24 protein-coding genes and 1 other annotated feature are annotated in these 23,414 nt (G+C 59.2%); of the genes, 8 read left to right on the top strand and 16 right to left on the bottom strand.

Features of this window, described 5'->3' with window-relative positions; genetic code table 11:
- Positions 1 to 87: 87 nt before the first annotated feature.
- The 6 genes from ACMGGQ_RS21225 to ivbL form a co-directional block, all read right to left on the bottom strand.
- Entirely contained in the window at positions 88 to 1,407 is a 1,320-nt protein-coding gene (locus tag ACMGGQ_RS21225) for an MFS transporter (RefSeq protein WP_420290467.1), read from the bottom strand.
- Entirely contained in the window at positions 1,400 to 2,905 is a 1,506-nt protein-coding gene (gene uhpB, locus ACMGGQ_RS21220) for a signal transduction histidine-protein kinase/phosphatase UhpB (protein WP_420290466.1), read from the bottom strand. The genes ACMGGQ_RS21225 and uhpB overlap by 8 nt, the downstream gene beginning before the upstream one ends.
- Complete coding sequence (uhpA, locus tag ACMGGQ_RS21215; protein ID WP_022646555.1) at positions 2,902 to 3,495, bottom strand: transcriptional regulator UhpA; 594 nt, start codon at positions 3,493 to 3,495, stop codon at positions 2,902 to 2,904. Before uhpA ends, uhpB begins: the two co-directional genes overlap by 4 nt.
- 81 nt (positions 3,496 to 3,576) lie before the next feature.
- On the bottom strand, positions 3,577 to 3,864 hold the full coding sequence (ilvN, locus tag ACMGGQ_RS21210; protein WP_008500144.1) for an acetolactate synthase small subunit: 288 nt from the start codon (positions 3,862 to 3,864) through the stop codon (positions 3,577 to 3,579).
- Positions 3,865 to 3,867: 3 nt separating this feature from the next.
- The gene (ilvB, locus tag ACMGGQ_RS21205) at positions 3,868 to 5,556 is read right to left on the bottom strand and encodes an acetolactate synthase large subunit (RefSeq protein WP_045907948.1); all 1,689 of its coding nucleotides are present in this window, start codon (positions 5,554 to 5,556) and stop codon (positions 3,868 to 3,870) included.
- Between the two features lie 106 nt (positions 5,557 to 5,662).
- Positions 5,663 to 5,761 carry an ilvB operon leader peptide IvbL gene (ivbL, locus tag ACMGGQ_RS21200; protein ID WP_057979964.1) on the bottom strand — a complete coding sequence of 33 codons (99 nt, stop codon included), beginning with the start codon at positions 5,759 to 5,761 and terminating at the stop codon, positions 5,663 to 5,665.
- Positions 5,762 to 6,282: 521 nt separating this feature from the next.
- On the opposite strand from ivbL, the gene tisB reads away from it, so the two are divergent.
- The 4 genes from tisB (at position 6,283) to emrD (ending at position 9,139) form a co-directional block, all read left to right on the top strand.
- Entirely contained in the window at positions 6,283 to 6,372 is a 90-nt protein-coding gene (gene tisB / locus ACMGGQ_RS21195) for a type I toxin-antitoxin system toxin TisB (protein WP_008500146.1), read from the top strand.
- A gap of 64 nt (positions 6,373 to 6,436) precedes the next feature.
- The gene (locus tag ACMGGQ_RS21190) at positions 6,437 to 6,883 is read left to right on the top strand and encodes a GNAT family N-acetyltransferase (RefSeq protein WP_025910712.1); all 447 of its coding nucleotides are present in this window, start codon (positions 6,437 to 6,439) and stop codon (positions 6,881 to 6,883) included.
- 62 nt (positions 6,884 to 6,945) lie between these two features.
- The gene (locus ACMGGQ_RS21185; RefSeq protein ID WP_420290465.1) at positions 6,946 to 7,779 is read left to right on the top strand and encodes an EamA family transporter; all 834 of its coding nucleotides are present in this window, start codon (positions 6,946 to 6,948) and stop codon (positions 7,777 to 7,779) included.
- A 175-nt stretch (positions 7,780 to 7,954) separates the two neighbouring features.
- On the top strand, positions 7,955 to 9,139 hold the full coding sequence (emrD, locus tag ACMGGQ_RS21180) for a multidrug efflux MFS transporter EmrD (RefSeq protein WP_032676063.1): 1,185 nt from the start codon (positions 7,955 to 7,957) through the stop codon (positions 9,137 to 9,139).
- Here the strand turns inward: emrD and ACMGGQ_RS21175 are convergent.
- Together ACMGGQ_RS21175 and dsdC are read right to left on the bottom strand one after the other, a co-directional pair.
- Positions 9,042 to 10,130 carry a cellulase family glycosylhydrolase gene (locus ACMGGQ_RS21175; RefSeq protein WP_045909372.1) on the bottom strand — a complete coding sequence of 363 codons (1,089 nt, stop codon included), beginning with the start codon at positions 10,128 to 10,130 and terminating at the stop codon, positions 9,042 to 9,044. The two genes, emrD and ACMGGQ_RS21175, sit on opposite strands and share 98 nt — an antisense overlap.
- 84 nt (positions 10,131 to 10,214) lie before the next feature.
- Positions 10,215 to 11,141 (bottom strand): DNA-binding transcriptional regulator DsdC, encoded by a 927-nt coding sequence (gene dsdC / locus ACMGGQ_RS21170; RefSeq protein WP_032675690.1) that lies wholly within the window; start codon positions 11,139 to 11,141, stop codon positions 10,215 to 10,217.
- Between the two features lie 204 nt (positions 11,142 to 11,345).
- Between dsdC and dsdX the strand changes: the two genes are divergently transcribed.
- Positions 11,346 to 12,683 (top strand): D-serine transporter DsdX, encoded by a 1,338-nt coding sequence (dsdX, locus tag ACMGGQ_RS21165; RefSeq protein ID WP_420290464.1) that lies wholly within the window; start codon positions 11,346 to 11,348, stop codon positions 12,681 to 12,683.
- Between the two features lie 17 nt (positions 12,684 to 12,700).
- Entirely contained in the window at positions 12,701 to 13,987 is a 1,287-nt protein-coding gene (dsdA, locus tag ACMGGQ_RS21160; protein WP_048030329.1) for a D-serine ammonia-lyase, read from the top strand.
- 83 nt (positions 13,988 to 14,070) lie between these two features.
- Here dsdA and ACMGGQ_RS21155 read toward each other — a convergent pair whose 3' ends face one another.
- The 4 genes from ACMGGQ_RS21155 to ACMGGQ_RS21140 all read right to left on the bottom strand — a co-directional run bounded on the left by ACMGGQ_RS21155 (position 14,071) and on the right by ACMGGQ_RS21140 (position 17,789).
- On the bottom strand, positions 14,071 to 14,418 hold the full coding sequence (locus ACMGGQ_RS21155) for a DUF202 domain-containing protein (RefSeq protein ID WP_048030328.1): 348 nt from the start codon (positions 14,416 to 14,418) through the stop codon (positions 14,071 to 14,073).
- Entirely contained in the window at positions 14,408 to 14,755 is a 348-nt protein-coding gene (locus tag ACMGGQ_RS21150) for a YidH family protein (RefSeq protein ID WP_024907384.1), read from the bottom strand. The genes ACMGGQ_RS21155 and ACMGGQ_RS21150 overlap by 11 nt, the downstream gene beginning before the upstream one ends.
- Positions 14,756 to 14,847: 92 nt before the next feature.
- Complete coding sequence (locus ACMGGQ_RS21145; protein ID WP_420290463.1) at positions 14,848 to 16,170, bottom strand: 6-phospho-alpha-glucosidase; 1,323 nt, start codon at positions 16,168 to 16,170, stop codon at positions 14,848 to 14,850.
- The gene (locus tag ACMGGQ_RS21140; RefSeq protein ID WP_420290462.1) at positions 16,167 to 17,789 is read right to left on the bottom strand and encodes an alpha-glucoside-specific PTS transporter subunit IIBC; all 1,623 of its coding nucleotides are present in this window, start codon (positions 17,787 to 17,789) and stop codon (positions 16,167 to 16,169) included. Before ACMGGQ_RS21140 ends, ACMGGQ_RS21145 begins: the two co-directional genes overlap by 4 nt.
- A 221-nt stretch (positions 17,790 to 18,010) precedes the next feature.
- Here ACMGGQ_RS21140 and ACMGGQ_RS21135 point away from each other — a divergent pair, with 221 nt between their 5' ends.
- Positions 18,011 to 18,757 (top strand): GntR family transcriptional regulator, encoded by a 747-nt coding sequence (locus tag ACMGGQ_RS21135; RefSeq protein WP_023618235.1) that lies wholly within the window; start codon positions 18,011 to 18,013, stop codon positions 18,755 to 18,757.
- Here ACMGGQ_RS21135 and ACMGGQ_RS21130 read toward each other — a convergent pair.
- The 3 genes from ACMGGQ_RS21130 to ibpA all read right to left on the bottom strand — a co-directional run bounded on the left by ACMGGQ_RS21130 (position 18,725) and on the right by ibpA (position 21,534).
- The gene (locus tag ACMGGQ_RS21130; protein ID WP_023618234.1) at positions 18,725 to 20,386 is read right to left on the bottom strand and encodes a putative transporter; all 1,662 of its coding nucleotides are present in this window, start codon (positions 20,384 to 20,386) and stop codon (positions 18,725 to 18,727) included. The genes ACMGGQ_RS21135 and ACMGGQ_RS21130 overlap by 33 nt on opposite strands.
- A 172-nt stretch (positions 20,387 to 20,558) precedes the next feature.
- A complete protein-coding gene (ibpB, locus tag ACMGGQ_RS21125; RefSeq protein WP_008500161.1) occupies positions 20,559 to 20,987 on the bottom strand; it encodes a small heat shock chaperone IbpB in 429 nt (142 codons plus the stop codon).
- Positions 20,988 to 21,123: 136 nt separating this feature from the next.
- Complete coding sequence (gene ibpA / locus ACMGGQ_RS21120) at positions 21,124 to 21,534, bottom strand: small heat shock chaperone IbpA (RefSeq protein WP_008500162.1); 411 nt, start codon at positions 21,532 to 21,534, stop codon at positions 21,124 to 21,126.
- Positions 21,528 to 21,599, bottom strand: a sequence feature (ROSE (Repression Of Heat Shock gene Expression) occurs in the 5'-region of heat shock genes and acts as an RNA thermometer to modulate expression.). It overlaps the preceding gene by 7 nt.
- Before the next feature lie 249 nt (positions 21,600 to 21,848).
- Here ibpA and ACMGGQ_RS21115 point away from each other — a divergent pair.
- A complete protein-coding gene (locus tag ACMGGQ_RS21115; RefSeq protein WP_032662055.1) occupies positions 21,849 to 22,181 on the top strand; it encodes a YceK/YidQ family lipoprotein in 333 nt (110 codons plus the stop codon).
- Here the strand turns inward: ACMGGQ_RS21115 and ACMGGQ_RS21110 are convergent.
- Positions 22,178 to 23,407: a DUF3748 domain-containing protein gene (locus tag ACMGGQ_RS21110; RefSeq protein WP_420290461.1), complete on the bottom strand. Its 1,230-nt coding sequence runs from the start codon at positions 23,405 to 23,407 to the stop codon at positions 22,178 to 22,180. The genes ACMGGQ_RS21115 and ACMGGQ_RS21110 overlap by 4 nt on opposite strands.
- Between the last annotated feature and the right edge of the window lie 7 nt (positions 23,408 to 23,414).

Raw genomic sequence — 23,414 nt, 5'->3', positions numbered from 1 at the left:
GCCGGGAGAGATGCCTGAGACAGCGTCCAGGTAAAACCGGGAAAATTTCTTAGTTTTGCACCACTCGGGGTGAAAAGGTGAGGCGCATCACATCACACTGGCTTCACGCGGGGCCTGGGCATGTAAAAACGGCAGCAGCAGCAGCGCGGAAATTCCCGCCGCGATGGCGATCACCGCGAAGAAGCCGCTCCAGTGCCAGATGTCGATGACCCGCGCCAGCGGCCAGCCGGAGAGCGATGCGCCGAGGTAGGCAAACAGCCCGACAAAGCCCGTCGCCGCGCCTGCCGCCTCTTTGTGGGAGCACTCTGCCGCCGCCATGCCGATGAGCATCTGCGGGCCAAAGACGAAGAAGCCGGTGGTGAAGAAGCACGCCGCCTGCATAACGTAGCTGGCGAACGGCATCAGCCACAGCGAGCCGACGGAGAGCAAAATCCCGGCGGCAAAAATCAGGTTCATCGGGCCGCGGTTGCCGTTGAACAGCTTATCCGAGCCCCAGCCCGCCACCAGCGCGCCGATAAACCCGCCCAGTTCGAACATCGTGACCGCCGAGTTAGCAGTGACCAGGTCCACGCCGAGCGTCTCGGACATGTACAGATTGCCCCAGTCGTTGATGGCCGCGCGCACCACGTAGACCAGCACGTAGCAGAGCGAGAGGAGCCAGATGTAGGGGTTTTTCAGCACATATTTGGTGAGGATCTCCTTGCGGGTCAGCCCCGCGCCCTCCTGCTGTTGGGCAATCTCCATCTCGTCGTGCCGCCAGTCGCCCACCGCAGGCAGGCCCACGGTCTGCGGCCTGTCACGCAGGCGCCAGCAGAGGAACAGCCCGGCGACAATCGCCAGGCCACCGGCAATCATCATCCCCGCGCGCCAGCCGTAGTGCAGCGCCGCGGCACCCACTACCATCGGGATCAGCGCCCCGCCGACGTTGTGCGCGGTGTTCCAGACGGCCCACCAGCCGCCGCGCTCGTTGCGCGAGTACCACGCCGTGAGCAGGCGGGCGCAGACCGGCGCACCCCAGCCCTGGAAGAAGGCGTTAAGCGCCCACAGCAGGGCAAAGGCCCACAGCGAGGTAGAGAAACCAAACAGGATGTTCACCACCCCGGTGGCGATCAGCCCTACGCCCATGAAATAACGCGCGTTGGAGTGATCGCTAACGATGCCGGAGAAGAACTTCGACAGGCCGTAGGTGATGTAAAACAGCGTCGCCAGCAGGCCGATGTCGGTGCGCGTCATCACGCCGCTGGCGAGAATTTCCGGCGCGGCGGCGTTGAAGCTTTTGCGGGTAAAGTAGAACAGCGCGTAGCCGAGCCAGATGGCGATCAGAATATGGCGACGCCAGTAGCGGTAGCGGGCGTCGATTTCCGCTTTGTCGCCAATCGGCGCGGCGCTGGCAGGGGTTTTAAACATGATAACTCCGTAGCGGCAGGCTGACGCTGACGCGCGTCCCGTGGGTGCAGGAGAGGTTCAGCGTGCCGCCCAGCGCCTTGACGCGCTCGCGCATGCCCGCCAGGCCAAAGCCCTGGTGGCCGGAGCCCGGCGGCAGGCCGCAGCCATCGTCTTCAATTATCAGCATCAGGCGTTCGTCCTGCTGCCAGCCCTGGATCGTGACCGCGCTGGCATTGGCGTGTTTAACAATATTGTTCAGCCCTTCCTGACAGACGCGGAAAAGGGTTACGCGCTGGCCTTCGCTCAGCACAGATTCGTTAATTCGCCAGTCGAGATGACTGACAATGCCGCGGCTTTCCAGCTCCATCTCGCGCATCAGGGAACGCACCGCCTGCTCCAGCGACAGGTCGTCGAGCTGGCGCGGACGCAGCCTGCCGAGCAGGCGTCGCACCGAGTCATACACGCCCAGTGAAAGCTGCTCGATATGCGCTCCGCCCTGCTTCACGCCCGCGTTTTCCGCCGCCAGACGCTGGACAATGCCCGCCTGGGTGCGGATGGCAGTGATCGTCTGGCCGATATCATCGTGCAGCTCGCGGGCGACCTCCTGCCGCACGCTCTCTTCGGTCTCCAGCAGGCGTTCAGCCAGACGCCGGTTGCGCGCCAGCTCGGTTTGCAGGGACTGGTTCAGCTCGCGCAGACGCTGAATACCCGCCCCGAGCAGCAGCCCGGTCAGGCTCTGGGCCAGCAGCGAGAGCAGCAGATCCACCGGATGGTCGTGCCAGGTCTGGCTGGCAATCAGCGCGATGGCGTTCATCAGGGTCGCGATCAGCGCCCCCTGCCAGCCGTAGTGCCAGGCCAGGGCAATAATCGGCAGCGCCAGGCAAAACGGCGTAAAGCGTGAAAGCTCGGCAGGTAGACCCAGCTGAAGCCAGAGGCTCACCACGAACAGCAGCAGATACCAGATGAGATGCCTGGCGCGCCAGTTCACCGGTTGGGACACCAGCCCCGGACCAAGCGGCTGCCAGACGGTGCTGGAGAGATAGTGCCAGATAACGAGGCAGGTCGGCGCAAGCGTCAAGCCGCCGGTGAGGGTGAGCAGCAGCGCGTTGAGCAACTCCTTATCGCCAACCCACGGCAGGGACTGCAGCAGCGCGGCGGCAATCAGCGCCGCCCCCTGGCGCAGCAGCGTGCGCCAGTCGCGCTGGTGACGGTAGCGGGAAATGAGCGCAACCGGGAGAAGCGTAAGCAGGCTTCCGGTCATCAATAATGGCAGATGCGCCAGAGCGACTTCCTGCGCCAGCCAGACCAGCAGCAGCCACTCTGCACCCAGCAAAACGGGCCAGTAGCCGCGCGGGCACTGGAGCATTAACCCCAGTCGCAGGCCGAAGGGAAAGAGCAGCACCGCCAGTTCAGGACGTTCCACCAGATGCAGGCTGATGCTCCACAGGCAGAACCACGCGGCAGAGAAGATAAAAAAGCTCGCAACGACGGCGATCAGCCGCGAAAACACGGGACTCATTGCCAGCTGTCGAACATGCGGCGCGCCAGCTCGACGTCGTTGCTGACGTTGAGTTTTTCCATCAGGTTGGCGCGATGGACGTGCACGGTCTTCGGCGACAGATCCAGCTCGGCGGCAATCTCTTTTACCGACATCCCCTGCGCGAGCTTCTCAGCCACCTGACGCTCACGTCTGGTGAGCGGATCCTGTCGTCCGGCCGCCAGCTTGATGGCGATATCCGGCGTCAGGTAGCAGCCGCCGGTGGAGACGGTGCGCACGGCGGCAATCAGCTCGTCCGGGCTACAGCGTTTGGAGAGGAACCCGCGCGCGCCCGCGTTGAGCGCCTGCTCGACCAGCGCCGGGCTGTCGTGGACCGAGAGCATAATGGTCGCCATCCCTTTCGGCAGCTGGCTTAACAGCTCCAGCCCGGAGAGGTCGGGCATGGAGATATCGCAGATACAGACCTGCACCCCGCGCCCCGGCAGGCCCGCCAGCGCTTCGCGACCGGAGCCAAACTCGGCCACGACCTGGAAATCCGGTTCGAGGTTGAGAAGCTGGGCAAAGCCAGAGCGGACGATAAGGTGGTCGTCGATAAGGGCGATGGTGGTCATGTGTGTTCCTGCGGTCTGAAATGCCGGATAGCGCTGCGCTTATCCGGCCTACAAGAGCGAAAGACGCCTACCTTAAGCGATCTATTCGAAGAACACCGCAATTTTGTTAAACATGGTGGGATCGGACTGGTTGCGCGCCACGTTGGTGACGTCCTCCAGCTTGTCGATCTGCGCCATCATCTGCTCCAGACGCTGGTCATCGTTCACCAGTAGCCAGATGCGGCTGTGCTCGCTGCCCTGAATCGGCAAACAGAGAATGCCTTCCACGTTAAACGCCCGGCGGGCAAACAGCCCGCAGACGTGAGTCATGACGCCAGGGTGGTTGCGGACGGTGAGTTCCAGAATGACGTTATCATGTTGTTTCTGCATGGCTTATTCTCCCACCATCTCAGTATTTGCCGCACCCGGCGGCACCATCGGATACACTTTTTGTTCAGGGTCGATACGGACGTGGATCAGCGCCGGGCCCGGACGCGAGATCGCCGCCTGCAGCGCCGCGTGGGCATCCTCTTCCGCGTTCAGATCGCAGGTGTGCAGGCCAAAGCCGGCGGCAATCTGCATAAAGTTAATCATCCCCGGATAGGTCGCCGCAAACACGCCCTGCTTGTAGAACAGGCTCTGCTGCTGGTGCACCAGCCCCAGCGCCTCGTTGTTCATCAGGATGATTTTCACGTCTAACTGGTTTTCGGCTGCGGTCGCCATCTCCTGAATGTTCATCATCAGGCTGCCGTCGCCGGAGAAGCAGATGACCTTGCGGTCCGGATTCGCCAGCGCCGCACCAACTGCTGCAGGCAGACCAAAGCCCATGGTTCCCAGACCGCCGGAGGTCAGCCACTGGCGTGGACGGTTCAGCGGGTAGGCCTGGGCGGTCCACATCTGATGCTGTCCCACGTCGGTGGTGATAATCGCGCTGTCGTCCACGCAGGCGGCCACGGCGTTGATCAGGCCATAGTGGCTCAGCGGATCGCCTTCAGTTGGGATCGCGCCCGGGAACTCGCGCTGCAGATCGGCCACCAGCTGGCGCCAGTCGGCGCGATCGGTCGCGTCGGTTTGCGGGATCAGCTGCGCCAGCACTTCGGCTACGTCGCCCTGAATCGCCACGTGCGGCTGCTTGATTTTACCCAGCTCGGCGCGATCGATATCCACGTGAATGATTTTCGCATTCGGACAGAACTGCTCGGTTTTGCCAATCGCCCGGTCATCAAAACGCGCGCCCATAACAATCAGCAAATCCGCCTCTTGCAGGATGTAGTTGGTGCTGCGCGCGCCGTGCATGCCCAACATCCCCAGGGACAGCGGGTGCGCTTTTGGCAGCATGCCGAGCGCCATCAGGGTCATGGTGGTCGGCAGGTTGGCTTTTTCCGCAAACTGGCGGATTTCATCCGCGGCGTTGATCGCCCCGCCGCCCAGATAGAGCACCGGACGTTTGGCGGCGTTAATCATGGCGGCGGCGTCGCGCACGCTCTCCGCGCTAAATGCTGGCGCGGGGGCACGCTCGCCCGGTTCAGGCAGAACGTCGATCTCAATTTCTGCGGTCTGGACATCCTTAGGAATGTCTATCCACACCGGGCCCGGGCGGCCAGACTGCGCAATGCGGAACGCATCGCTGATAACCTGAGGAAGCTCGGCGATGTCGCGAACTAAATAGTTATGTTTGGTGATGGGGATAGAGATGCCGTAGGTATCCACTTCCTGGAACGCATCGGTACCGATCATCGAAGACGGCACCTGGCCGGTAATGCAGATCAGCGGAATGGAGTCGAGGCGCGCGTCGGCGATGGCGGTGACCAGGTTGGTTGCGCCCGGGCCGCTGCAGGCCATACAGACCGCCGGTTTACCCTGCGTGCGCGCCATGCCCTGAGCGATAAAGCCTGCCCCCTGCTCGTGGCGTGCCAGCACGTGGCGGATCTGCGTGCTTTGGCTTAACGCATCGTACAGCGGCAGCACCGTGCCGCCGGGGATGCCCGCAACCGTGGTAATGCCCTGTCGCTCCAGCAGATGAACGATCAGTTGCGCGCCGGTAAAACGCGTCTTGGTGGATGTTGTGCCCGAACTTGCCATGCTCCAGTCCTTTTCTTCTGAGCCGACTTTCCGGGGAGGGTCCTAAACGAAAAACCCCGCCCGGTTTGCGCCGGCGGGGTTTTGGATTCGTGTGTTGATCCAGTCCCTACGGCGCATTGCCGACGACCACCACCACACGCACGACGACCACTGCGGCTGGTTGCGCAGTTTTTAGTAGGGTCGAAGTGAAGATGGATGAAGTCATTGGGGACCTGTGTTTGGAATCATTGATTGAATTTATACAAACACAGGTTTTCGGGCGTGACAATGGAAAATTTTTCATCTGCGCAAAAATGCGCCAGGGATCACGTTTCGTTTGTTGGATGATGAAAACAAAAAACCCCGCCTAAGCGAGGTTTTTATCAGGGTTTTGCGGTTGGTCGCCGCAGAACACACTGTGTTACGTCAACGCAAAAAGTATACGCGATCGAAGACGAACGCGCAATTCCGGCACGGATTTTGACGTTTTTGAGTATGGATCGCCTTTCGATTTTTGTCCAAAAAATACTGTTCATACATACAGTATTTATCTATACTGAGGGTGTTCGCAGTGAGCGAGGGGGCCGCAGTTCTACCGGCGCAACGAAGTCCTGGCTGAAACGGGTGGTGCCGTCAGTGCCTTAACCCCTGAAGTGAGCACACTGTGTTACGTCAATCCAGGTGCTGGCAACAGGCGGCGGAAAGGTACGCCAGCATCGTGCTCCTTTTAACCAAAAGGAGACGCGTATGAGCGTAGTGGATATGGTGATACTTATCCTTAAACTCATTGTTGCAGTACTGCAACTGCTTGATGCTGTCCTGAAATTCGTTCGGTAATTCAGGTTCAAGTCGCACCTGAGAGGGGCGGGCAACCGCCCCTCTTTAATAACGAGGGAATGCTATGTCGCGTCTGTTAATTGAGCCTGTTACGCCTGATGAGCCGGGGTATATCGCCCTGAAGGCGGAAAGTATTGCACTGAATTTTAACATGCTGCGCAGGCTTGAAGAGAGCTGGCAGCGGGGTGAGAACCGCTTTAACGCGCCGGGCGAAAAGCTGTTAGGTGCGTTTCTTAACGGCAAGCTGGTGGGCGTGTGCGGCCTCAACCGCGATCCGTTCAGCCAGCAGCCGCGGGCCGGACGTATTCGCCATCTCTACGTCAGCGAGAAGTGCCGCGGGCTGGGGATTGGCAAGCAGCTTTTAACCGTCGTGATGGCCGATGCCAGCATCTGGTTTGATTTCCTCAATACCCATGCGCCGGACGCTGCCTACGGGTTTTATCGCCGGGCAGGTTTTACGCTGGTCTCGGACGAACCGCGGGTGACGCACCGCCTTTTTTGTGCGGTGTAACCGGCTGGCAGCTTCAGGGCGTGAATGTTACAGTTGAGTGACAATTCATCACCCGATACGCCATGACCATCACCGTATTCTGCATTTTGCTGTTCGCCGCCCTGCTGCATGCCAGCTGGAATGCCATTGTCAAAGCCGGAACGGACAAGCTCTATTCCGCGATTAGCGTCAGCGGCTCCGCCACGCTGATTGCCCTGGTGCTGCTCCCCTTCTCTCCACAGCCCTCTGCCGCAAGCTGGCCGTTTTTGTTAGTCTCCTGCGCCTTACAGGTGGTGTACACCGTGCTGGTGGCAAAGACCTATCAGGTCTCCGATATGAGCCAGACCTATCCGCTGATGCGCGGCACCGCACCGCTGCTGGTGGCGCTGATCAGCATGCTGGCGCTTGGCGATCGTCTCTCCTGGCTCGCCTGGTCCGGCATTGGGGTAATTTGCCTGTCGATTCTGGCGATGGCGATGAACGGGCGCATGCAGTCGCGCAAGGGGATCTGGCTGGCGCTGCTGAATGCCTGTTTTATCGCCGGGTATACCCTGGTGGACGGCACCGGCGTGCGGCTGTCAGACACCGCGCTGGGCTATACGCTGTGGACCTTCTTTATGAACGGCTTCTGCCTGCTCGGCTGGGCGATGCTCGCGCGTCGACGCGAGGCATCCGGCTACCTGCGTCTGCACTGGAAAAAGGGGCTGCTCGGCGGCGTTGGCACCATGGGCTCGTACGGTCTGGCGCTGTGGGCAATGACGCAGGCACCGCTGGCGGTGGTTGCGGCGCTGCGGGAAACTTCCATACTCTTTGGCGCGCTGATCGCATTTTTGCTTTTAAAAGAAAAGGTTGCGGGCCTGCGCATCGCGGCGGCGCTGGGCATTGCCGGCGGCGCCATTCTGCTGCGTCTGGCGTAAAGCACTGGCAACATTAGTTGCCGTTCTTGTTTACAAATCCTGCCTTTACCGTTTTTTTCATTCACCACAACAATGCTTAAATTGTCATCTCGCTGTGGTAGATTCCTCGCGCATTTATGGGAATGCGCAGTCACTTATTCTTCATTTTTCTCTTTTGGCAAAAGTATTCAGCGACATGAAAAAGCAACGGAACGTTAACTTATTGTTGATGCTGGTGTTACTGGTGGCCGTCGGTCAGATGGCGCAAACCATCTACATTCCGGCGATTGCCGACATGGCAAAGGAATTAAACGTCCGCGAGGGCGCAGTACAGAGCGTAATGGCAGCTTACCTGTTGACCTATGGCGTTTCGCAGCTCTTCTACGGCCCGCTCTCCGACCGCGTCGGGCGTCGCCCGGTGATCCTGGTGGGCATGAGCATTTTCATGGTGGCGACCGTCATTGCGATGACCACCCATAACCTGACCGTATTGATTGCCGCCAGCGCCCTGCAGGGCGTCGGGACCGGCGTCGGCGGGGTGATGGCGCGAACCTTACCGCGCGATATGTATCAGGGGACCCAGCTGCGCCATGCCAACAGCCTGCTGAATATGGGCATTCTGGTCAGCCCGCTGCTGGCCCCGCTGATCGGCGGCCTGCTGGACACGATGTGGTCCTGGCGCGCCTGTTACGCCTTCCTGCTGGTGCTCTGCATGATTGTCACCTTCAGCATGGCGCGCTGGATGCCGGAAACGCGCCCGCAGGACGCGCCGCGCACGAAGCTTATCGCCAGCTATAAAACGCTGTTCGGCAACGGCGCGTTCACCTGCTACCTGCTGATGCTGATTGGCGGCCTGGCGGGTATCGCGGTGTTTGAAGCCTGCTCCGGCGTGCTGCTGGGCGCGGGGCTTGGCCTGAGCAGTATGGTGGTGAGCATTCTGTTTATTCTGCCGATCCCGGCGGCGTTCTTCGGTGCGTGGTTTGCCGGGCGACCAAACAAACGCTTCTCCACCCTGATGTGGCAGTCGGTGATCAGCTGTCTGCTGGCGGGTCTGATGATGTGGATCCCAGGGCTGTTTGGCGTGATGACCGTCTGGACGCTGCTCATCCCGGCGGCGCTGTTCTTCTTTGGCGCGGGGATGCTGTTCCCGCTCGCCACCAGCGGCGCGATGGAGCCGTTCCCGTTCCTCGCAGGTACGGCGGGCGCGTTGGTGGGCGGTTTGCAGAACATCGGTTCCGGCGCGCTGGCCTGGCTTTCAGCGATGATGCCGCAGACCGGGCAGGCTAGTTTGGGCCTGTTGATGACGCTGATGGGGCTGCTGATTTTACTGTGCTGGCTGCCGCTGGCGTCGCGTGTCCCGCATCACGAGCAGCCGGTTTAACCGCATGATGGCCCGGCTTCTCGCCGGGCTTTTCACAGACAGGGGCGATCATCGCCTGCAATAACGGCTCTGGCGCAGGCCGCCAGGCGCCCTCTTCCCCGTCGTAAAACTGGAAATCCGCGTTAAGCGCATACGGGATTTTCGCCTTTTGCAGCTCGCAGGCCATAAAGGTAGCGAACGCTATTTGCGAGGCGGTTGGCGTAAAGCGGCTTGATTCTCCCACGCCCCAGCCCCCAACCCAGCTAACGTGCCCGGTTTTTTGCTGCCAGTGCAGCGCGGCATTGATGCGGTTACGGATTGCCGCTTTCTCCGCCGCCGTGCCGGACGTCCACGGGTATTTACCGCCATTCTTCAGCGGCCCCCACGGGAAAATATGCCACTCCGCCAGCAGATAGTTTTGGCTGTGCGCGGGCAGCTTCAGACTGGATAACTCCTCCGGCGCGGCACGCAGGCGCGGCGCAATGAAGATCATGCGCTGTGGGTCGATGTCGTGGATCGCTTTGATGGTCTTTTCATAGACGCGGTTTAACGACGCCAGATTGTGGTTGAGCTTGTCGGCCGGTTCATAGATGAGGTCAAAACCCAGCAGCGGGTAGCTCTGACCGAAATAGTGCGCCACGGCAATCCACCAGTTGACCGTCTCTTTCTCGTTATCGGCTTTCGGGTCGTTTTTATATTCATCAGCCTGATACGCGACTATCGGGATCACGCCATACTGCTCGCAGGCTTCCACCAGCTTGCGCAGGTGGATCAGCCGCGCTTCCGTCGGCTCATCGGCGACGCGGATGCGCACGTGGGTAATGCCTTTAGCCCGAAAATCGCGTACCACCAGCGGGTCGAATTCACGTATGCCGCGCTCGGTGCGCGCCCAGTCCACATCCATCCCGACGCCCAGCTGCTGCGCATAAAGGGCGGCCGTCAGCGGCGGCTCAGCGGCAATGGCCCAGCCGGAAGAGATCAGTAATGCACAGGCAATAAAAGGCTTTAACACGGTTTACCCTGGATAAATCGAAAGCATTACCTGTATTTAGCACGCTTTTTCACATTTGGTGTAGCGCGAAAGCGTAATAATTCTTCAACCTGCCAGTTCTCTCAGCCAGCCGATAAAGGCGTCAATTTTCGGCCACTGACGGCCAGAAAGCGTCGAAATATAGTAGTGCTGATGACATTTCAGGGTCTTGTCACCAAACGGAGCGATCAGTTCGCCCCGTTCAAGCCGTTTTTGCACCAGCCGCTTTCTGCCCATCGCGACGCCGACGTGGTTGATGGCCGCAATGATCGCCAAATCGGAACGATCGAAACCAATGCCAGACGATGGCGGCATATTCACCGCAAAGTGCTGCGCCCAGCTCAGCCACTCATCCGTACCGGAATCATTACTCCAGGCCTGACGGTCATGCAGCAGCGTGCAGTGGCTGAGGTTATCGGGGTTTTTCAACAGCTCATGCTCGCGGGCATACTGCGGCGAGCAGACGGGCAAAATCTCTTCGTCCATCAGGAAGTGGTGAGACAGATGGTTTGGCGGCGTATCGTCGAAATAGAGCGCCAGATCGACGCCCGTTCGCTGCATATTGACGTAATCATTGCCGGTCAGGATGGTGAGCGAAATCGACGGATAGCGGCGGGTAAAGTCGCCCAGCATCGGTACCAGCCAGCACTGAGCGATCGACGGCCGGGAGTAGACCGTCAGCGTGCCGGACAGCGCCTGGTTTTTGATGTCCAGGATCTCCTGATTTAGGGTGTCGAGGGACGATTTTAGCGTCCAGTAAACGCGCTTTCCCTCCTGCGTCAGCTCGACTTTACGGTGCGAACGGACAAACAGCTGAATACCCAGCTCCTCTTCCAGCAGATTAATGCGGTGGCTCACCGCGCTGGGGCTAAGCGACAGTTCCTCCGCCGCCAGCGCGAAGGATTCATGCCGGGCCGCCACTTCAAAGGTGTACATTTTCGACAGTTGCCAGCCGTTGAGCAGCCGGTTTCTGGCTTCATTTGCATCGGTCATCACAATTCTCACGCGTGGTTTCTGCGCTCAGCATACCGTTTAAGGGTGAATTTATGTGAACCTAATGCGAGTTAAGTGCGTTTTTTAGAGCGCAGTCACTCAGTTGATTCAATCTGGCTCACCTGAACGCCAATTTATATCGTTTGTCAGCCCACGCCGCTTTTTCGTCCAATACCCCCAGATGACATAAGGGTGAGGTGAGATATGGGATCTCAGGTCTGGGTTGTGGCAACGCTGCTGGTCAGCATTGTGTTGATTGTTTTAACCATCGTAAAACTGAAGTTTCACCCGTTCCTCGCGCTGCTGCTGGCGAGCTTTTTCGTCGGCGCAATGATGGGAATGAGCCCGCTGGATATGGTAAACGCCATTGAGAGCGGGATTGGCGGCACGCTGGGCTTCCTGGCGGCCGTGATTGGTCTTGGGACCATTCTCGGCAAGATGATGGAGGTTTCCGGCGCGGCAGAGCGCATCGGGATCGCCCTGCAGCGCTGCCGCTGGCTGTCAGCAGACGTGATTATGGTGCTGGTGGGCCTGATCTGCGGCATTACGCTGTTCGTGGAAGTGGGCGTGGTCCTGCTGATCCCACTGGCGTTTTCCATCGCCAAAAAGACCCACACGTCGCTGCTCAAGCTGGCCATTCCGCTCTGTACCGCGCTGATGGCGGTGCACTGCGTGGTGCCGCCGCATCCGGCTGCGCTGTTTGTGACCAATAAATTAGGGGCGGACGTCGGGACGGTGATCGTCTACGGCCTGCTGGTGGGCCTGATGGCCTCTCTGGTCGGCGGCCCGCTGTTCCTGAAACTGCTCGGCAATCGTCTGCCGTTTAAACCCGTTCCGGCGGAATTTTCAGACCTGAAGGTGCGGGAGGAGCATACCCTGCCGTCGCTGGGCGCTACGCTGTTTACGGTGCTGCTGCCGATTGCCCTGATGCTGGTGAAGACCATCGCCGAACTGAATATGGCAAAAGACGGCACGCTGTATACGCTGCTGGAGTTTATCGGCAACCCCATCACCTCCATGTTTATCGCCGTGTTTGTCGCCTACTACCTGCTGGGCATCCGCCAGCATATGGGCATGGGCGCGATGCTGACCCATACGGAGCACGGCTTTGGCTCTATCGCCAACATTTTGCTGATTATCGGCGCGGGCGGCGCGTTCAACGCCATCCTGAAAACCAGCGGACTGGCGGACTCGCTGGCGCATATTCTCTCGAACCTGCACATGCACCCTATTCTGCTGGCCTGGCTGGTGGCGCTGGTGCTGCATGCCGCCGTTGGCTCCGCCACGGTCGCGATGATGGGCGCCACGGCCATCGTCGCGCCGATGCTGCCGCTCTACCCGAACGTCAGTCCGGAGATCATCACCATTGCCATCGGTTCCGGCGCAATTGGCTGCACGATCGTCACCGACTCCCTCTTCTGGCTGGTGAAGCAATACTGCGGCGCGACCCTGAATGAGACCTTCAAATACTATACGACGGCGACGTTTATCGCCTCGGTGCTTGCACTTGGCGGCACATTCCTGCTTTCTTTCATTATCTGAGCGCGAAGAGACGTATTATGGAAAACGCAACTATCACCACTTTAACCGCACAGTTTCCTCTTGTTGAGGATCTGATTGCCCTGAAAGAAACCACCTGGCTTAACCCGCGCACCACCACGCTAGCGGAAGGGCTGCCCTATGTCGGGCTGACCAAAGCCGACGTGGACGACGCCCATGCGCGACTCAACCGCTTCGCGCCGTATCTGGCGAAAGCCTTCCCGGAGACGGCGGCAACGGGTGGGATTATTGAATCCGAACTGGTCGCCATTCCGGCAATGCAGGCGCGGCTGGAGAAAGAATCTGCTAAGTCTATTCCCGGCACGCTGCTGCTGAAAAAAGACAGCCATCTGCCGATTTCCGGCTCGATTAAAGCGCGCGGCGGTATCTATGAGGTGCTGACCCACGCGGAAAAACTGGCTCTGGACGCCGGATTACTGAGCGTTGAGGATGACTACAGCATCCTGCTGGAGCCGCGCTTTAAGGACTTCTTCAGCCAGTACAGCATTGCGGTAGGCTCAACCGGCAACCTGGGGATGTCCATCGGTATCATGAGCGCCCGCATCGGCTTTAAGGTGACGGTGCATATGTCCGCCGACGCCCGCGAGTGGAAGAAAGCCAAACTGCGCAGCCACGGCGTCATCGTCGTGGAATATGAGCAGGATTACGGCGTGGCGGTGGAGCAGGGACGCAAAGCGGCAGAAAGCGATCCGAACTGTTTCTTCATTGACGATGAAAACTCCCGCACCCTGTTCCTGGGCTACGCGGTGGCAGGCGAGCGGCTAAAGGCGCAGTTTGCCGCACAGGGCCGCGTGGTGGATGCCGATCATCCGCTGTACGTCTATCTGCCGTGCGGCGTCGGCGGCGGCCCTGGCGGCGTGGCGTTTGGCCTGAAGCTGGCCTTTGGTGACAACGTCCACTGCTTCTTCGCGGAGCCCACGCACTCCCCGTGCATGCTGCTGGGCGTCTACACCGGCCTGCACGACGAGATTGCCGTACAGGACCTGGGCATTGATAACGTAACGGCAGCGGACGGGCTGGCGGTAGGACGCGCGTCTGGCTTCGTGGGCCGCGCCATGGAGCGCCTGCTTGACGGGTTCTATACGCTTTCCGATCAGAGCATGTACGACATGCTCGGCTGGCTGGCGCAGGAGGAAGGCATTCGGCTGGAACCGTCCGCGCTGGCGGGCATGGCCGGACCGCTGCGCGTGCCTTCAGATGCCAGCGTTACCCACCTGGTGTGGGCGACCGGCGGCGGCATGGTGCCGGAAGACGAGATGGCGAAGTATCTGGCGAAAGGGAAGTAATTATGCCGGGTGGCGGCTGCGCCTTACCCGGCCTACGGTTCGCGGCAGTTGTAGGCCCGGTAAGGCGTAGCCGCCACCGGGCTTTATAAGCTCACAATTTGCTGAATGTGAGTCACTGCGAAGAGTAAAGACAGAGACAGCACGGCCAGGGCGATCAGGAACTTATCCCGCACCGCCTTCGGCTGCACAACATCCTCTTTTGCCACGTCCATCAGGTTACGACTGCGGGTATAGCGCCATAAAACGATCGCCACCAGCGCCAGCACAACAAGCGAGATCCAGAACGGCACCCCGGTGCGGTGCCAGTTGTGCTTAATCGCCAGGGCAATCAGCGCACCATACCCCAGCAGCGTGCGCAGCCAGGCGAGTGACGTCCGCTCCGGCTGCAGGCCGGGGTCCGCTTCGCGTCGCGCTTTGCGGCTATCCGCCATAGAACACCAGCACCATCACCACGCCCGCCACCGCCAACAAAATCGCGCTGATGATGAGTAACCCACGCGTATAGGGCAGATCCTGCTTCAGACGCATCGCTTTTTCATTGCGCAGCCAGCGCAGGTAGCCGTAAATCGCCAGCACGCCCGCGAACAGGCACAGCAGCAGCGCCAGCACCTCGCGAATCAGCGGCGTGGCGAAATCAGGCGCGAGCTGGTCGAGCCCCACCCCGGCGGCAAGGAATCCCAGCGCGGTGCGGATCCACGCTAAAAACGTGCGTTCATTAGCCAGCGAGAAGCGGTAGTCCGGCGCTTCGCCGAGGCGGGAAATTTTCATGAAGGTTCCTTGTCGTGCAACGGGCAGGCTTCAGCATAGCGTAAATCGACAAGGACAAGGAGACCGGCATCGGGCGATGCCGGTCAGGACGATCAGTGCAGCTCTGGCCAGAAATCCTTGTTGGCCTCGATCAGGTCATCCAGAATCGCTTTCGCAACAGACGCGCTCGGCACGGTTTTCGACAGGGTAATCGCCTGCCAGAGTTTCTGATACGAGCGCTGCTCCCAGGCATCCACCACCAGTTTTTCCACCGCCACCTGCTGGCTCATCAGCCCTTTCTGGAAGTGCGGAATATCGCCCACCGTGAGCGGCTCCGGTCCGTTATGGCCCACCAGGCAAGGAATTTCCACCATCGCATCGGCATCAAAGTTATGGATGGCCCCGTTGTTTGGCACAATCAGCAGCATCCGCTCCTGGGTGTTAAAGGCAATGGCGGTCGCCAGATCGACGATGTACGACGCATGTTCGTCGATTTCCAGCTCACCGGCGGAGGATTTGCCCGCCTCGATAATCGCCCGGCAGGAACTGAACACGTGCTTCTCACGGTGATCCATGACCTCATTGGCGCGAGTGCGTTCCGGGTTGGAATGCACGACTACGTAGTCCGGGAAGAGATAATACTTCAGGTAGGTGTTCGGCATGGTATCCGGATCCAGCGCCTGCACGTCTTTTGCTTTAGCGAACGTATCGTTCCAGCTCGCCTCGGTGTGAGCGTTGTCAGAAGGCGGAACATAACCGTTTTTCGCCACGTATTCGCGCAGCTTCGGCATCAGATCGTTGCCGTTCAGGTCTTCAATTGACGTCCACCAGCCGAAATGGTTCAGGCCGTAGTAGCGCACGCGCATCTCTTTGCGGTCTTTCAGGCCGACAATCTGTGCCATGCGCCCTTCGATGCCGATCGGCATATCGCAGATGTTGAGGATTTTGGCGTTCGGACGCAGGCGGCGCGTGGCTTCCGCGACAATCGCCGCCGGGTTGGAGTAGTTCAGCATCCACGCGTTCGGAGAGTACTGCTCCATGTAATCCACCAGCTCCAGCACGCCGCCGATAGAGCGCATGCCGTAGGCAATCCCGCCCGGGCCGCAGGTTTCCTGGCCCAGCACGCCGTGGCGCAGCGGGATTTTTTCATCTTTTTCGCGCATCGGGTATTTGCCCACGCGGATATGCGCCATCACGAAATCGACATCGCTAAAGGCCGCTTTCGGATCGGTGGTGTAGCTGAATTCAATCTCCGGGGCCTGCTCCTTAAGGATGATTTTGCACGCTTCGGCGATGGTCTCCTGACGCGCGCCGTCGTTGTCATAGAACTTCAGGGCGCGCAGCGGGAAACGGTCACGGTTGGCTAACAGCATCAGGACGATACCAGGCGTAAAGGTGCTGCCGCCGCCTGCAATGACAACTGAGAATTTTTTCATGATATAGCCTCTGTCAGGGTGGTTTGTTCATTCGTTAAGGGGGTTTTCATCAGCGATTCCAGCTGGTCGCGCACCTGAGGAACGTGCAGGCCGACAATCACCTGAATGCCGTTACCGCGTCGCACCACGCCGTGGGCGCCGAGGGCTTTGAAGACGTCATCGCTTTGCGTTTTCGCCATATCGACCAGGGCGATGCGCAGGCGGGTGGCGCAGTTGTTGATGCTTTCGATGTTGGCCGCGCCGCCGAGCGCCTGCAGGAATCCGGCGGCCTGCCCGACCTGCTGGCTGGCCGCGGCCGGGGCGGTGGTTTGCCCGCGCGCCGCCTTATAGTCGGCCTTGCTGTAGAGCTTGATTTCGCTCTCCTCCCGGCCCGGGGTTTTCAGGTTCAGGCGTGCAATCAGCGTTTTGAAAACCACGAAGTAAATTCCGGTGAAGCAGACGCCAATGCCGATCTGGGTAAAGACCGTCGCGGCGTGGTTATGGAACATCGGGATCCAGTTTTGCGGCAGGAACTGGTCCAGCAGGCCGCCGCCCATGTTCCCGACCACGCCGAAGGTATACATCACCGTCGCCATGGTCGCCGCCAGCACGGCGTGAACGGCAAACAGCAGCGGCGAGATAAACAGGAAGGTGAATTCGAGCGGTTCGGTAATGCCCACCAGCACCGCGGTAAGCGTGGCCGGGACCAGCAGCCCCGCGACCTTGACGCGGTTTTCCGGCGACGCGGTGTACCAGATCGCCAGCGCAATCCCGACCGAACCGAACACTTTTGAGTTACCGTGCAGGGCGAAGCCGCCTTCCGGGAAGAGGGTTTTCAGCGGCAGGGTGCTCTGGCTGAATTCCTGCAGATGCTGCGCCCAGTAGACCTGAATCCCACCCTCAACCGCCGCCGGGCCGAAGATGAACGGACCGTAGACGAAGTGGTGCAATCCGGTTGGGATCAGAATGCGTTCAAGGAAGGTATAGACCCACACGCCCAGCGCCCCGGCAGAGCGCAGGAACGCCTGCAGAGACTCAATGCCCATCTGCACTTTCGGCCAGCCCAGCAGCGTCAGCCAGGCGCAGGGGATCATGACGAAGAACGCGAGGATAACGACAAACGAGCTGCCCTGGAAAATCCCCAGAAACACCGGCAGCGGCTTGTCAAAATAGCGGTTGTGGATGGCGGTAACGATGCCTGAAATCACGATAGCGCCGATGATGCTGGTATCGAGCGTTTTGATGCCGGCAATCATCGCCAGCCCGCTTCCGGCCGTCGGTTCGGCGGAGAAGTCGACGCCAAAGAAGTGGCCCCAGGTCATCCCCATCGAGTTGATGAAATAGTTCCAGGTCAGGAAGCTAATCAGCACCGCCAGACAAGCGCGGCCCTGGGCCTGCTTCGCCAGGCCAATCGGCAGGCCGACGGCAAAAATCAACGGCATATTGCGGAACACCGCCCAGCCGCCCTCTTCAATGATGTGAACAATCTGCGCGAAAAGATGATCGGGGGCCGTTAAGGCTTCGCCGACAAACAGCGGGTTGCGAAGCATGATGGCGATTCCCACCACGATCCCGGCGAACGGAAACAGCAACACAGGGGTAAACATGGCACCGCCAAAACGTTGTATTTGACTGAGCATTTTTAAATCCTCATGAAACAACCTGTAGGGGTAGAGGCCTTTATGGTTTTTTGCTGGCCTGAGGTGAGCATAAGAACTTACTGATGCGCGAACATGGCGTGCCGCTGCGATTCGTGATCGCATTCATGGTTTTATTTTGACCAATCAGGTCTACTTTTTGCGGTAAATATGGACATGTCAGGACGCCATCCACGCCCTGATAAGGGCAGAGAGGTCTACTGGTGATCTACAAATCCATTGCTGACAGATTGCGGCTGCGGCTGAATTCGTCGGACTACAATATCGGCAGTCCGCTGCCGGGCGAGAAAGCGCTGGCGCAGGAGTTCGGCGTGGCGCGAATGACCATCCGCAAGGCGCTGGATCTGCTGGTGAGCTGGGGGCTGGTTGAACGGCGGCACGGCAGCGGCACGTTTGTGTCACGCAAAGACGTTCACCACGAAACCACCAACCTGACCGGGCTGGTGGAAGTGTTGCGTCAGCAGGGAAAAGAGGTGCAGAGCAAGGTGCTGCAGTTCGAAGTGATGCCCGCCCCGCCCGCCATCGCCAGCCAGCTGCGAATTCAGGTGGATGAGCGGATCTACTTTTCCCGACGGGTGCGCTACGTGGACGGAAAGCCGCTGATGCTGGAGGACAGTTTTATGCCGGTGAAGCTGTTTCGCAATCTGTCGCTGGCGCATCTTGAAGGGTCAAAGTTTGATTACATCGAGAAGGAGTGCGGGATCACCATCAGCGGCAACTACGAGAGCCTGACGCCGGTGCTGGCCGATAAGCAGCTGGCGGGTTATATGAACCTGCCGGAACAGACGCCGCTGCTGCGTATCACCTCCCTATCCTACAGCGACAGCGGCGAGTTCCTCAATTATTCCGTGATGTTCCGAAATACCAGTGATTACCAGGTAGACTACCATCTGCGGCGCATCCACCCGGACGACCTGCTAGCCCATCCCCCAGAACAGCACCGCCAGTAGCTGCGGCGTAATGATGCGCAGGAACATCACCAGCGGGTAGACGGTGGCATAGGAGAGCGCTGCCGCGCCGCTGGTGGTGTGCAGGTTGTTGGCAAAGGCCAGCGCGGGCGGATCGGTCATGGAGCCCGCCAGCATGCCGCACAGCGTCAGGTAGTTCATTTTGGCGAACATCCGCGCCAGTATGCCTACCGTCAGCAACGGAATCGCCGTGATAAAGATGCCGTAGCCGACCCAGCTCATCCCTTCGCCTTTGACCAGCGTATCGACGAAATCCCCGCCAGACTTCAGCCCGACCACCGCCAGGAACAGCACGATGCCCAGCTCGCGCAGCGCCAGGTTGGCGCTCGGCGGCATAAACCAGTAGAGCTTACCGATGCAGCCGATACGCCCGAGGATCAGCGCCATAATCAGCGGCCCGCCCGCCAGGCCCAGCTTGAGCGCCACCGGGAAGCCCGGCACGTAAAGCGGGATGGAGCCAAGGAGTACGCCAAGCCCAATACCGATGAACACCGGCAGCATCTGCACCTGCTGCAGTTTCTGCTGGGCGTTACCCACCATATCCGCCACGGCGTCGATGGACGAGGGGCGACCCACCAGGTTGAGGATATCCCCGAACTGCAGGCTGGCCTCGGGGCTGGCGACAAGCTCGACACCCGCACGGTTGAGGCGGGAGATCACCACGTCATAGCGCTCTTTTACCTGCAGATCGCGTATTTTTTTACCCAGTACGTGCTCGTTAGTCACCACAACGCGCTCCACCCGCATATCGGTGCCGCGCGTGGAGAGCGAGGTATCCACTTCCTGACCAATCACCAGACGGGCATTGTTCAAATCGCCGGGCTGGCCAACCAGGTGCAACAGATCGCCTTGCTGAATGATGGTGCCGGGCGCGGGCACCATCAGCATATCGTCGCGCTTAAGGCGGGAGCAGATAATATTGGCGCTGTTCAGGATCGGCACGTCCTGAATCGCCATATTGTTCAGGTTGGGGTTATCAACCCGAATGTTGATGGTTTTGATCGGCATATGGCCGTTGGTAAGCGTGGTTTCGTGGTCCTTTGCCTCTTTATCGACGTTAATGCGAAACAGGACGCGGACCAGCCACATGGAGAGCAGAATGCCGCAAATGCCAAACGGATAGGCCATGGCGTAGCTCATCCCCATCTGGTCGACGATGCCGGGTTCGATGCCCAAATCGCGCAGGATTTGCTGGCCCGCACCGAGCGCGGGCGTGTTGGTGACCGCCCCGGAGAAAATGCCCAGCACTACGGGCAGAGGAATAGCAAAGATCTTATGCAAAATGGCGGTGACCAGCCCGCCCATCACCACAATGCCGAGGGCAAACAGGTTGAGCCGTAAGCCGGAGACACGAAGAGAGGCGAAAAAACCCGGCCCCACCTGAATCCCGATGGTATAGACGAACAGGATCAGGCCGAATTCCTGAGTAAAGTGGAGCATTTCGGCGCTCAGCACCAGCCCGAGCTGGTCGGCAAAGTGGCCGACAAAAATGCCGCCAAACAGCACCCCGCCTATCCCAAACCCGACGCCGCGGATTTTGATATTCCCTATCCACAGGCCAACAACAGCGACCAGGGCCAACACGCTGACGGTTAACGCGATATCACTCATGATCCACTTCCTTGGCATAACCTTAGTTATGCTAAGGATTCTCTCAGAGCCGTGGGTGGTTGTATGGGCGATGGCGCACAAAAAAGCCCTGCCGGGGCAGGGCCTTGTGCGGTCTGTGAGCGATGTCGGGTGGTGGCTGCGCCTTACCCGACTTACAGGTTCGGCGGGCTTGTTAACTGTTTAACGCCGGCCGGTCGCTAATGGCGATACGCTGCGGGGCGATGGCTTCCGGTACGTTACGGGTCAGGTCAATATGCAGCAGCCCGTTGGTAAACGTTGCGCCTGAGACGTCCATATGGTCTGCCAGAGTAAAGCTCAGGCTAAACGGCTGATTAACCAGCCCCTGATGCAGCCATTTGGTCTCGGTCTCTTGTTTCTCTGGCGTACCTTTCACGGTCAGACGCGTGCCTTCGAGCTGGATATCCAGATCCTCCTGACGGAAGCCGGCCAGCGCCAGGGTGATGCGATAGTGGTTATCGTCGCTTTTTTCGATGTTGTACGGCGGAAACGTCTGTTGCTCAGCGGTGTTTTGCAGGGCATTAGCCAGTTTGTCAAAACCAATCCACTGACGAAGTAAAGGGGATAAATCGTAGTTACGCATACTAAATCTCCTTCTGAGAAGCGAGTTCGGCACAGTTTAATTTTGTGCGCAGTTGTTCCTGCAAATCCGGATGGATTCGCATATGCTCCCGTTACGGCAAGCAAGTCTGGATGGGCCGCTCGCGCGACCCGCATAATTAGTTAATTTCGATACGACGCGGTTTTTTCTCTTCCGGAATCACACGTTCCAGTTCGATAAACAGCAGGCCGTTAACCAGGTTCGCGCCTTTCACGTGAATGTTCTCGGCTAACTGGAACTTGCGTTCAAAGTTGCGCTCAGCGATGCCCTGGTAAAGGTAGGTACGTTCTTTCTGCTCGGCCGTATGGGAACCTTTCACCACCAGCAGGTTGTCCTGCGCGGTGATCTCCAGTTCGTTTTCTGCAAAACCAGCGACGGCAATGGCGATGCGGTAGTGGTTTTCATCAACCAGCTCAACATTGTATGGAGGGTAGCCGTTGCTCTGGCTTTGGTTATTTTCTAAATGGTTAAACAGGCGGTCAAAACCAATTGCAGAACGGTATAGCGGAGAAAGATCGAAGTTACGCATAAATAAAACTCCTGAAATCAGCGAGAAAATTAAGCCTTCCACCATGGACAGGCCTTTGCGCCCCCCGAACACCCATCAGGCGAGTTCGTTATCGGGTCGTATTCTTAAAATGGGTCTGCAACCGGGCTTTTCAAGCACGACGACTGCACTTTTTTTTGCACTTTCCTGCATCTCGCTTAGACTGGGACAACAGCACAAAGGGTTAAATTGCGATGGCTGCCACAGTGCGGGGTTATCGGGCTATCCATTTTGGTTAAGGCTCGTTATAACCCTGAGTTGCAGGTCTATGCAGTGCCATTAACGATGACTGAGTGATGATGAAAAATGTTCTGATAAAGCTGACGACGTTCAGCGGGGTTGTTTTACTTTGCGGGTGTTCGAGCGTGATGTCTCACACCGGCGGTAAAGAAGGAACATATCCGGGGACGCGCGCCAGCGCGGCGATGATCTCCGATGACGATACAAACTGGGGCACCAAATCCCTGGTTATCCTGGATATGCCGTTTACGGCTGTGGCGGATACGCTTTTGCTGCCGTGGGATATGTTTCGTAAGGACAACTCCGTGCGCTCACGGGTAGAAAAAAGCGAGCAGGAGAATCTGGCGACAAACGCCGTTATCCCGCCCGCTGACATGCCTCCACGCTAGTTCTGCGCGGTTTCCGTTAACCAAAGTTGACGGAAACCTCCTGTCTCTTCCATCCACGCGATAAAGCGCCCGTCCGGGGAAAACACGACGGCATCAGCAGACGGCGGATTGCCGTGATCGGACGTCAAAAACGTCACCTCTCCAGTCTGCGCGTCACAGCAGGCGATCCGGTTTTCGAGCACAAACCCCAGTCGGTCACCCGCCGGATGCCAGTTAAACGCAGACTGAATACCGCTCGCGGTCTGCGTCAGCTGGCGCGGCTCGCCGCCCTCAGGCGAGATCAGCCACAGCTGCACAATGCCGTTATCGTCGCGCATCAGAAACGCGATCTGCGTTCCCTGCGGGTTGCTGCGAACCCAGTGACGCGGCACGTTCACCAGACCCGGATAGGCCCTCTGATGCGTAAAGGTCAAACGACGCTGCTTCACCCCTGCAGGCGGGGCTGGCAGGGTCTCTGCCGTGCCCTGCAGCGGCGCATCGCCCGCACGCTTCCAGCCCTGCTCGTCTTCCGGCAGGTCGACGATAAACAGTTCCGGGACTTTTTCGCCCTGCGCAGAAAGGGTATCGCCGATAAACACCAGCCTGGTGTTGCCCACCCAGCCCTCTTCATAGGCGCGGTTAATCTCGTCGCTGCCCGGCTGCGGGTTGGGCGTCGTGCGGCTGACCAGCACGCTCCAGTAAGTCCCCGGGTATTCACGAGGATGGTTTCCCGGCGGATTCACCGGGCCATAAGGCGCCGCCACGCCGACGTTGCGTAAATCAAGCTTCGCATCGCGCACGTGCAGCACGTGGTCGTTATAGGTAAAGCTGACGAGCTGGCCGTTCGGGCTGAAGACATGGACGTGGCTGCCGCCGCGCAGCGCGCCAGGGGTGTATGGCGAAGTGATATCCATCGCGTCCAGGTTGCTCACCTGACCGTGATGCGCAATCACCCCCTGACGATGATGAAAATCGTAGTGCCAGTCTGCATCCGGGTTTTTCGGACCGTGGATAAAGACGTATTTCTCTTGCGCAGGATGAACGGTCACCACGCCAACGTGCGCGCCGTCAGTGGCGCGATAAACCACGTCTACCTCGCCCGTGCCGACGTTGACCCGCTCGATGGTTTCTCCGGTGAACGATGCACCTGACGGGCGCACGTCATAGACCAGCCACTGGCTGTCCGGCGTCCAGGTATTGATGTTGGTCAGCTGGTGGTTGCGGGAAGCGAAGGTGATTTGTTTCATGAGGATA

Origin of the sequence: Enterobacter sp. BNK-13 (assembly GCF_048685015.1) — a bacterium.
In the GTDB taxonomy this organism is placed as follows: Bacteria; Pseudomonadota; Gammaproteobacteria; order Enterobacterales; family Enterobacteriaceae; genus Enterobacter; species Enterobacter quasiroggenkampii.
The sequence above is the reverse complement of the archived record's forward strand: the minus strand, read 5'-3'. Positions and strand labels throughout refer to the sequence as shown.

Coding starts and splice junctions, on each gene's coding strand:
- ACMGGQ_RS21225 (WP_420290467.1), bottom strand. CDS start 1,407: ATGTTTAAAACCCCTGCCAGCGCCGCGCCGATTGGCGACAAAGCGGAA.
- uhpB (WP_420290466.1), bottom strand. CDS start 2,905: ATGAGTCCCGTGTTTTCGCGGCTGATCGCCGTCGTTGCGAGCTTTTTT.
- uhpA (WP_022646555.1), bottom strand. CDS start 3,495: ATGACCACCATCGCCCTTATCGACGACCACCTTATCGTCCGCTCTGGC.
- ilvN (WP_008500144.1), bottom strand. CDS start 3,864: ATGCAGAAACAACATGATAACGTCATTCTGGAACTCACCGTCCGCAAC.
- ilvB (WP_045907948.1), bottom strand. CDS start 5,556: ATGGCAAGTTCGGGCACAACATCCACCAAGACGCGTTTTACCGGCGCG.
- ivbL (WP_057979964.1), bottom strand. CDS start 5,761: ATGACTTCATCCATCTTCACTTCGACCCTACTAAAAACTGCGCAACCA.
- tisB (WP_008500146.1), top strand. CDS start 6,283: ATGAGCGTAGTGGATATGGTGATACTTATCCTTAAACTCATTGTTGCA.
- ACMGGQ_RS21190 (WP_025910712.1), top strand. CDS start 6,437: ATGTCGCGTCTGTTAATTGAGCCTGTTACGCCTGATGAGCCGGGGTAT.
- ACMGGQ_RS21185 (WP_420290465.1), top strand. CDS start 6,946: ATGACCATCACCGTATTCTGCATTTTGCTGTTCGCCGCCCTGCTGCAT.
- emrD (WP_032676063.1), top strand. CDS start 7,955: ATGAAAAAGCAACGGAACGTTAACTTATTGTTGATGCTGGTGTTACTG.
- dsdC (WP_032675690.1), bottom strand. CDS start 11,141: ATGACCGATGCAAATGAAGCCAGAAACCGGCTGCTCAACGGCTGGCAA.
- dsdX (WP_420290464.1), top strand. CDS start 11,346: ATGGGATCTCAGGTCTGGGTTGTGGCAACGCTGCTGGTCAGCATTGTG.
- dsdA (WP_048030329.1), top strand. CDS start 12,701: ATGGAAAACGCAACTATCACCACTTTAACCGCACAGTTTCCTCTTGTT.
- ACMGGQ_RS21155 (WP_048030328.1), bottom strand. CDS start 14,418: ATGGCGGATAGCCGCAAAGCGCGACGCGAAGCGGACCCCGGCCTGCAG.
- ACMGGQ_RS21150 (WP_024907384.1), bottom strand. CDS start 14,755: ATGAAAATTTCCCGCCTCGGCGAAGCGCCGGACTACCGCTTCTCGCTG.
- ACMGGQ_RS21145 (WP_420290463.1), bottom strand. CDS start 16,170: ATGAAAAAATTCTCAGTTGTCATTGCAGGCGGCGGCAGCACCTTTACG.
- ACMGGQ_RS21140 (WP_420290462.1), bottom strand. CDS start 17,789: ATGCTCAGTCAAATACAACGTTTTGGCGGTGCCATGTTTACCCCTGTG.
- ACMGGQ_RS21130 (WP_023618234.1), bottom strand. CDS start 20,386: ATGAGTGATATCGCGTTAACCGTCAGCGTGTTGGCCCTGGTCGCTGTT.
- ibpB (WP_008500161.1), bottom strand. CDS start 20,987: ATGCGTAACTACGATTTATCCCCTTTACTTCGTCAGTGGATTGGTTTT.
- ibpA (WP_008500162.1), bottom strand. CDS start 21,534: ATGCGTAACTTCGATCTTTCTCCGCTATACCGTTCTGCAATTGGTTTT.
- ACMGGQ_RS21115 (WP_032662055.1), top strand. CDS start 21,849: ATGATGAAAAATGTTCTGATAAAGCTGACGACGTTCAGCGGGGTTGTT.
- ACMGGQ_RS21110 (WP_420290461.1), bottom strand. CDS start 23,407: ATGAAACAAATCACCTTCGCTTCCCGCAACCACCAGCTGACCAACATC.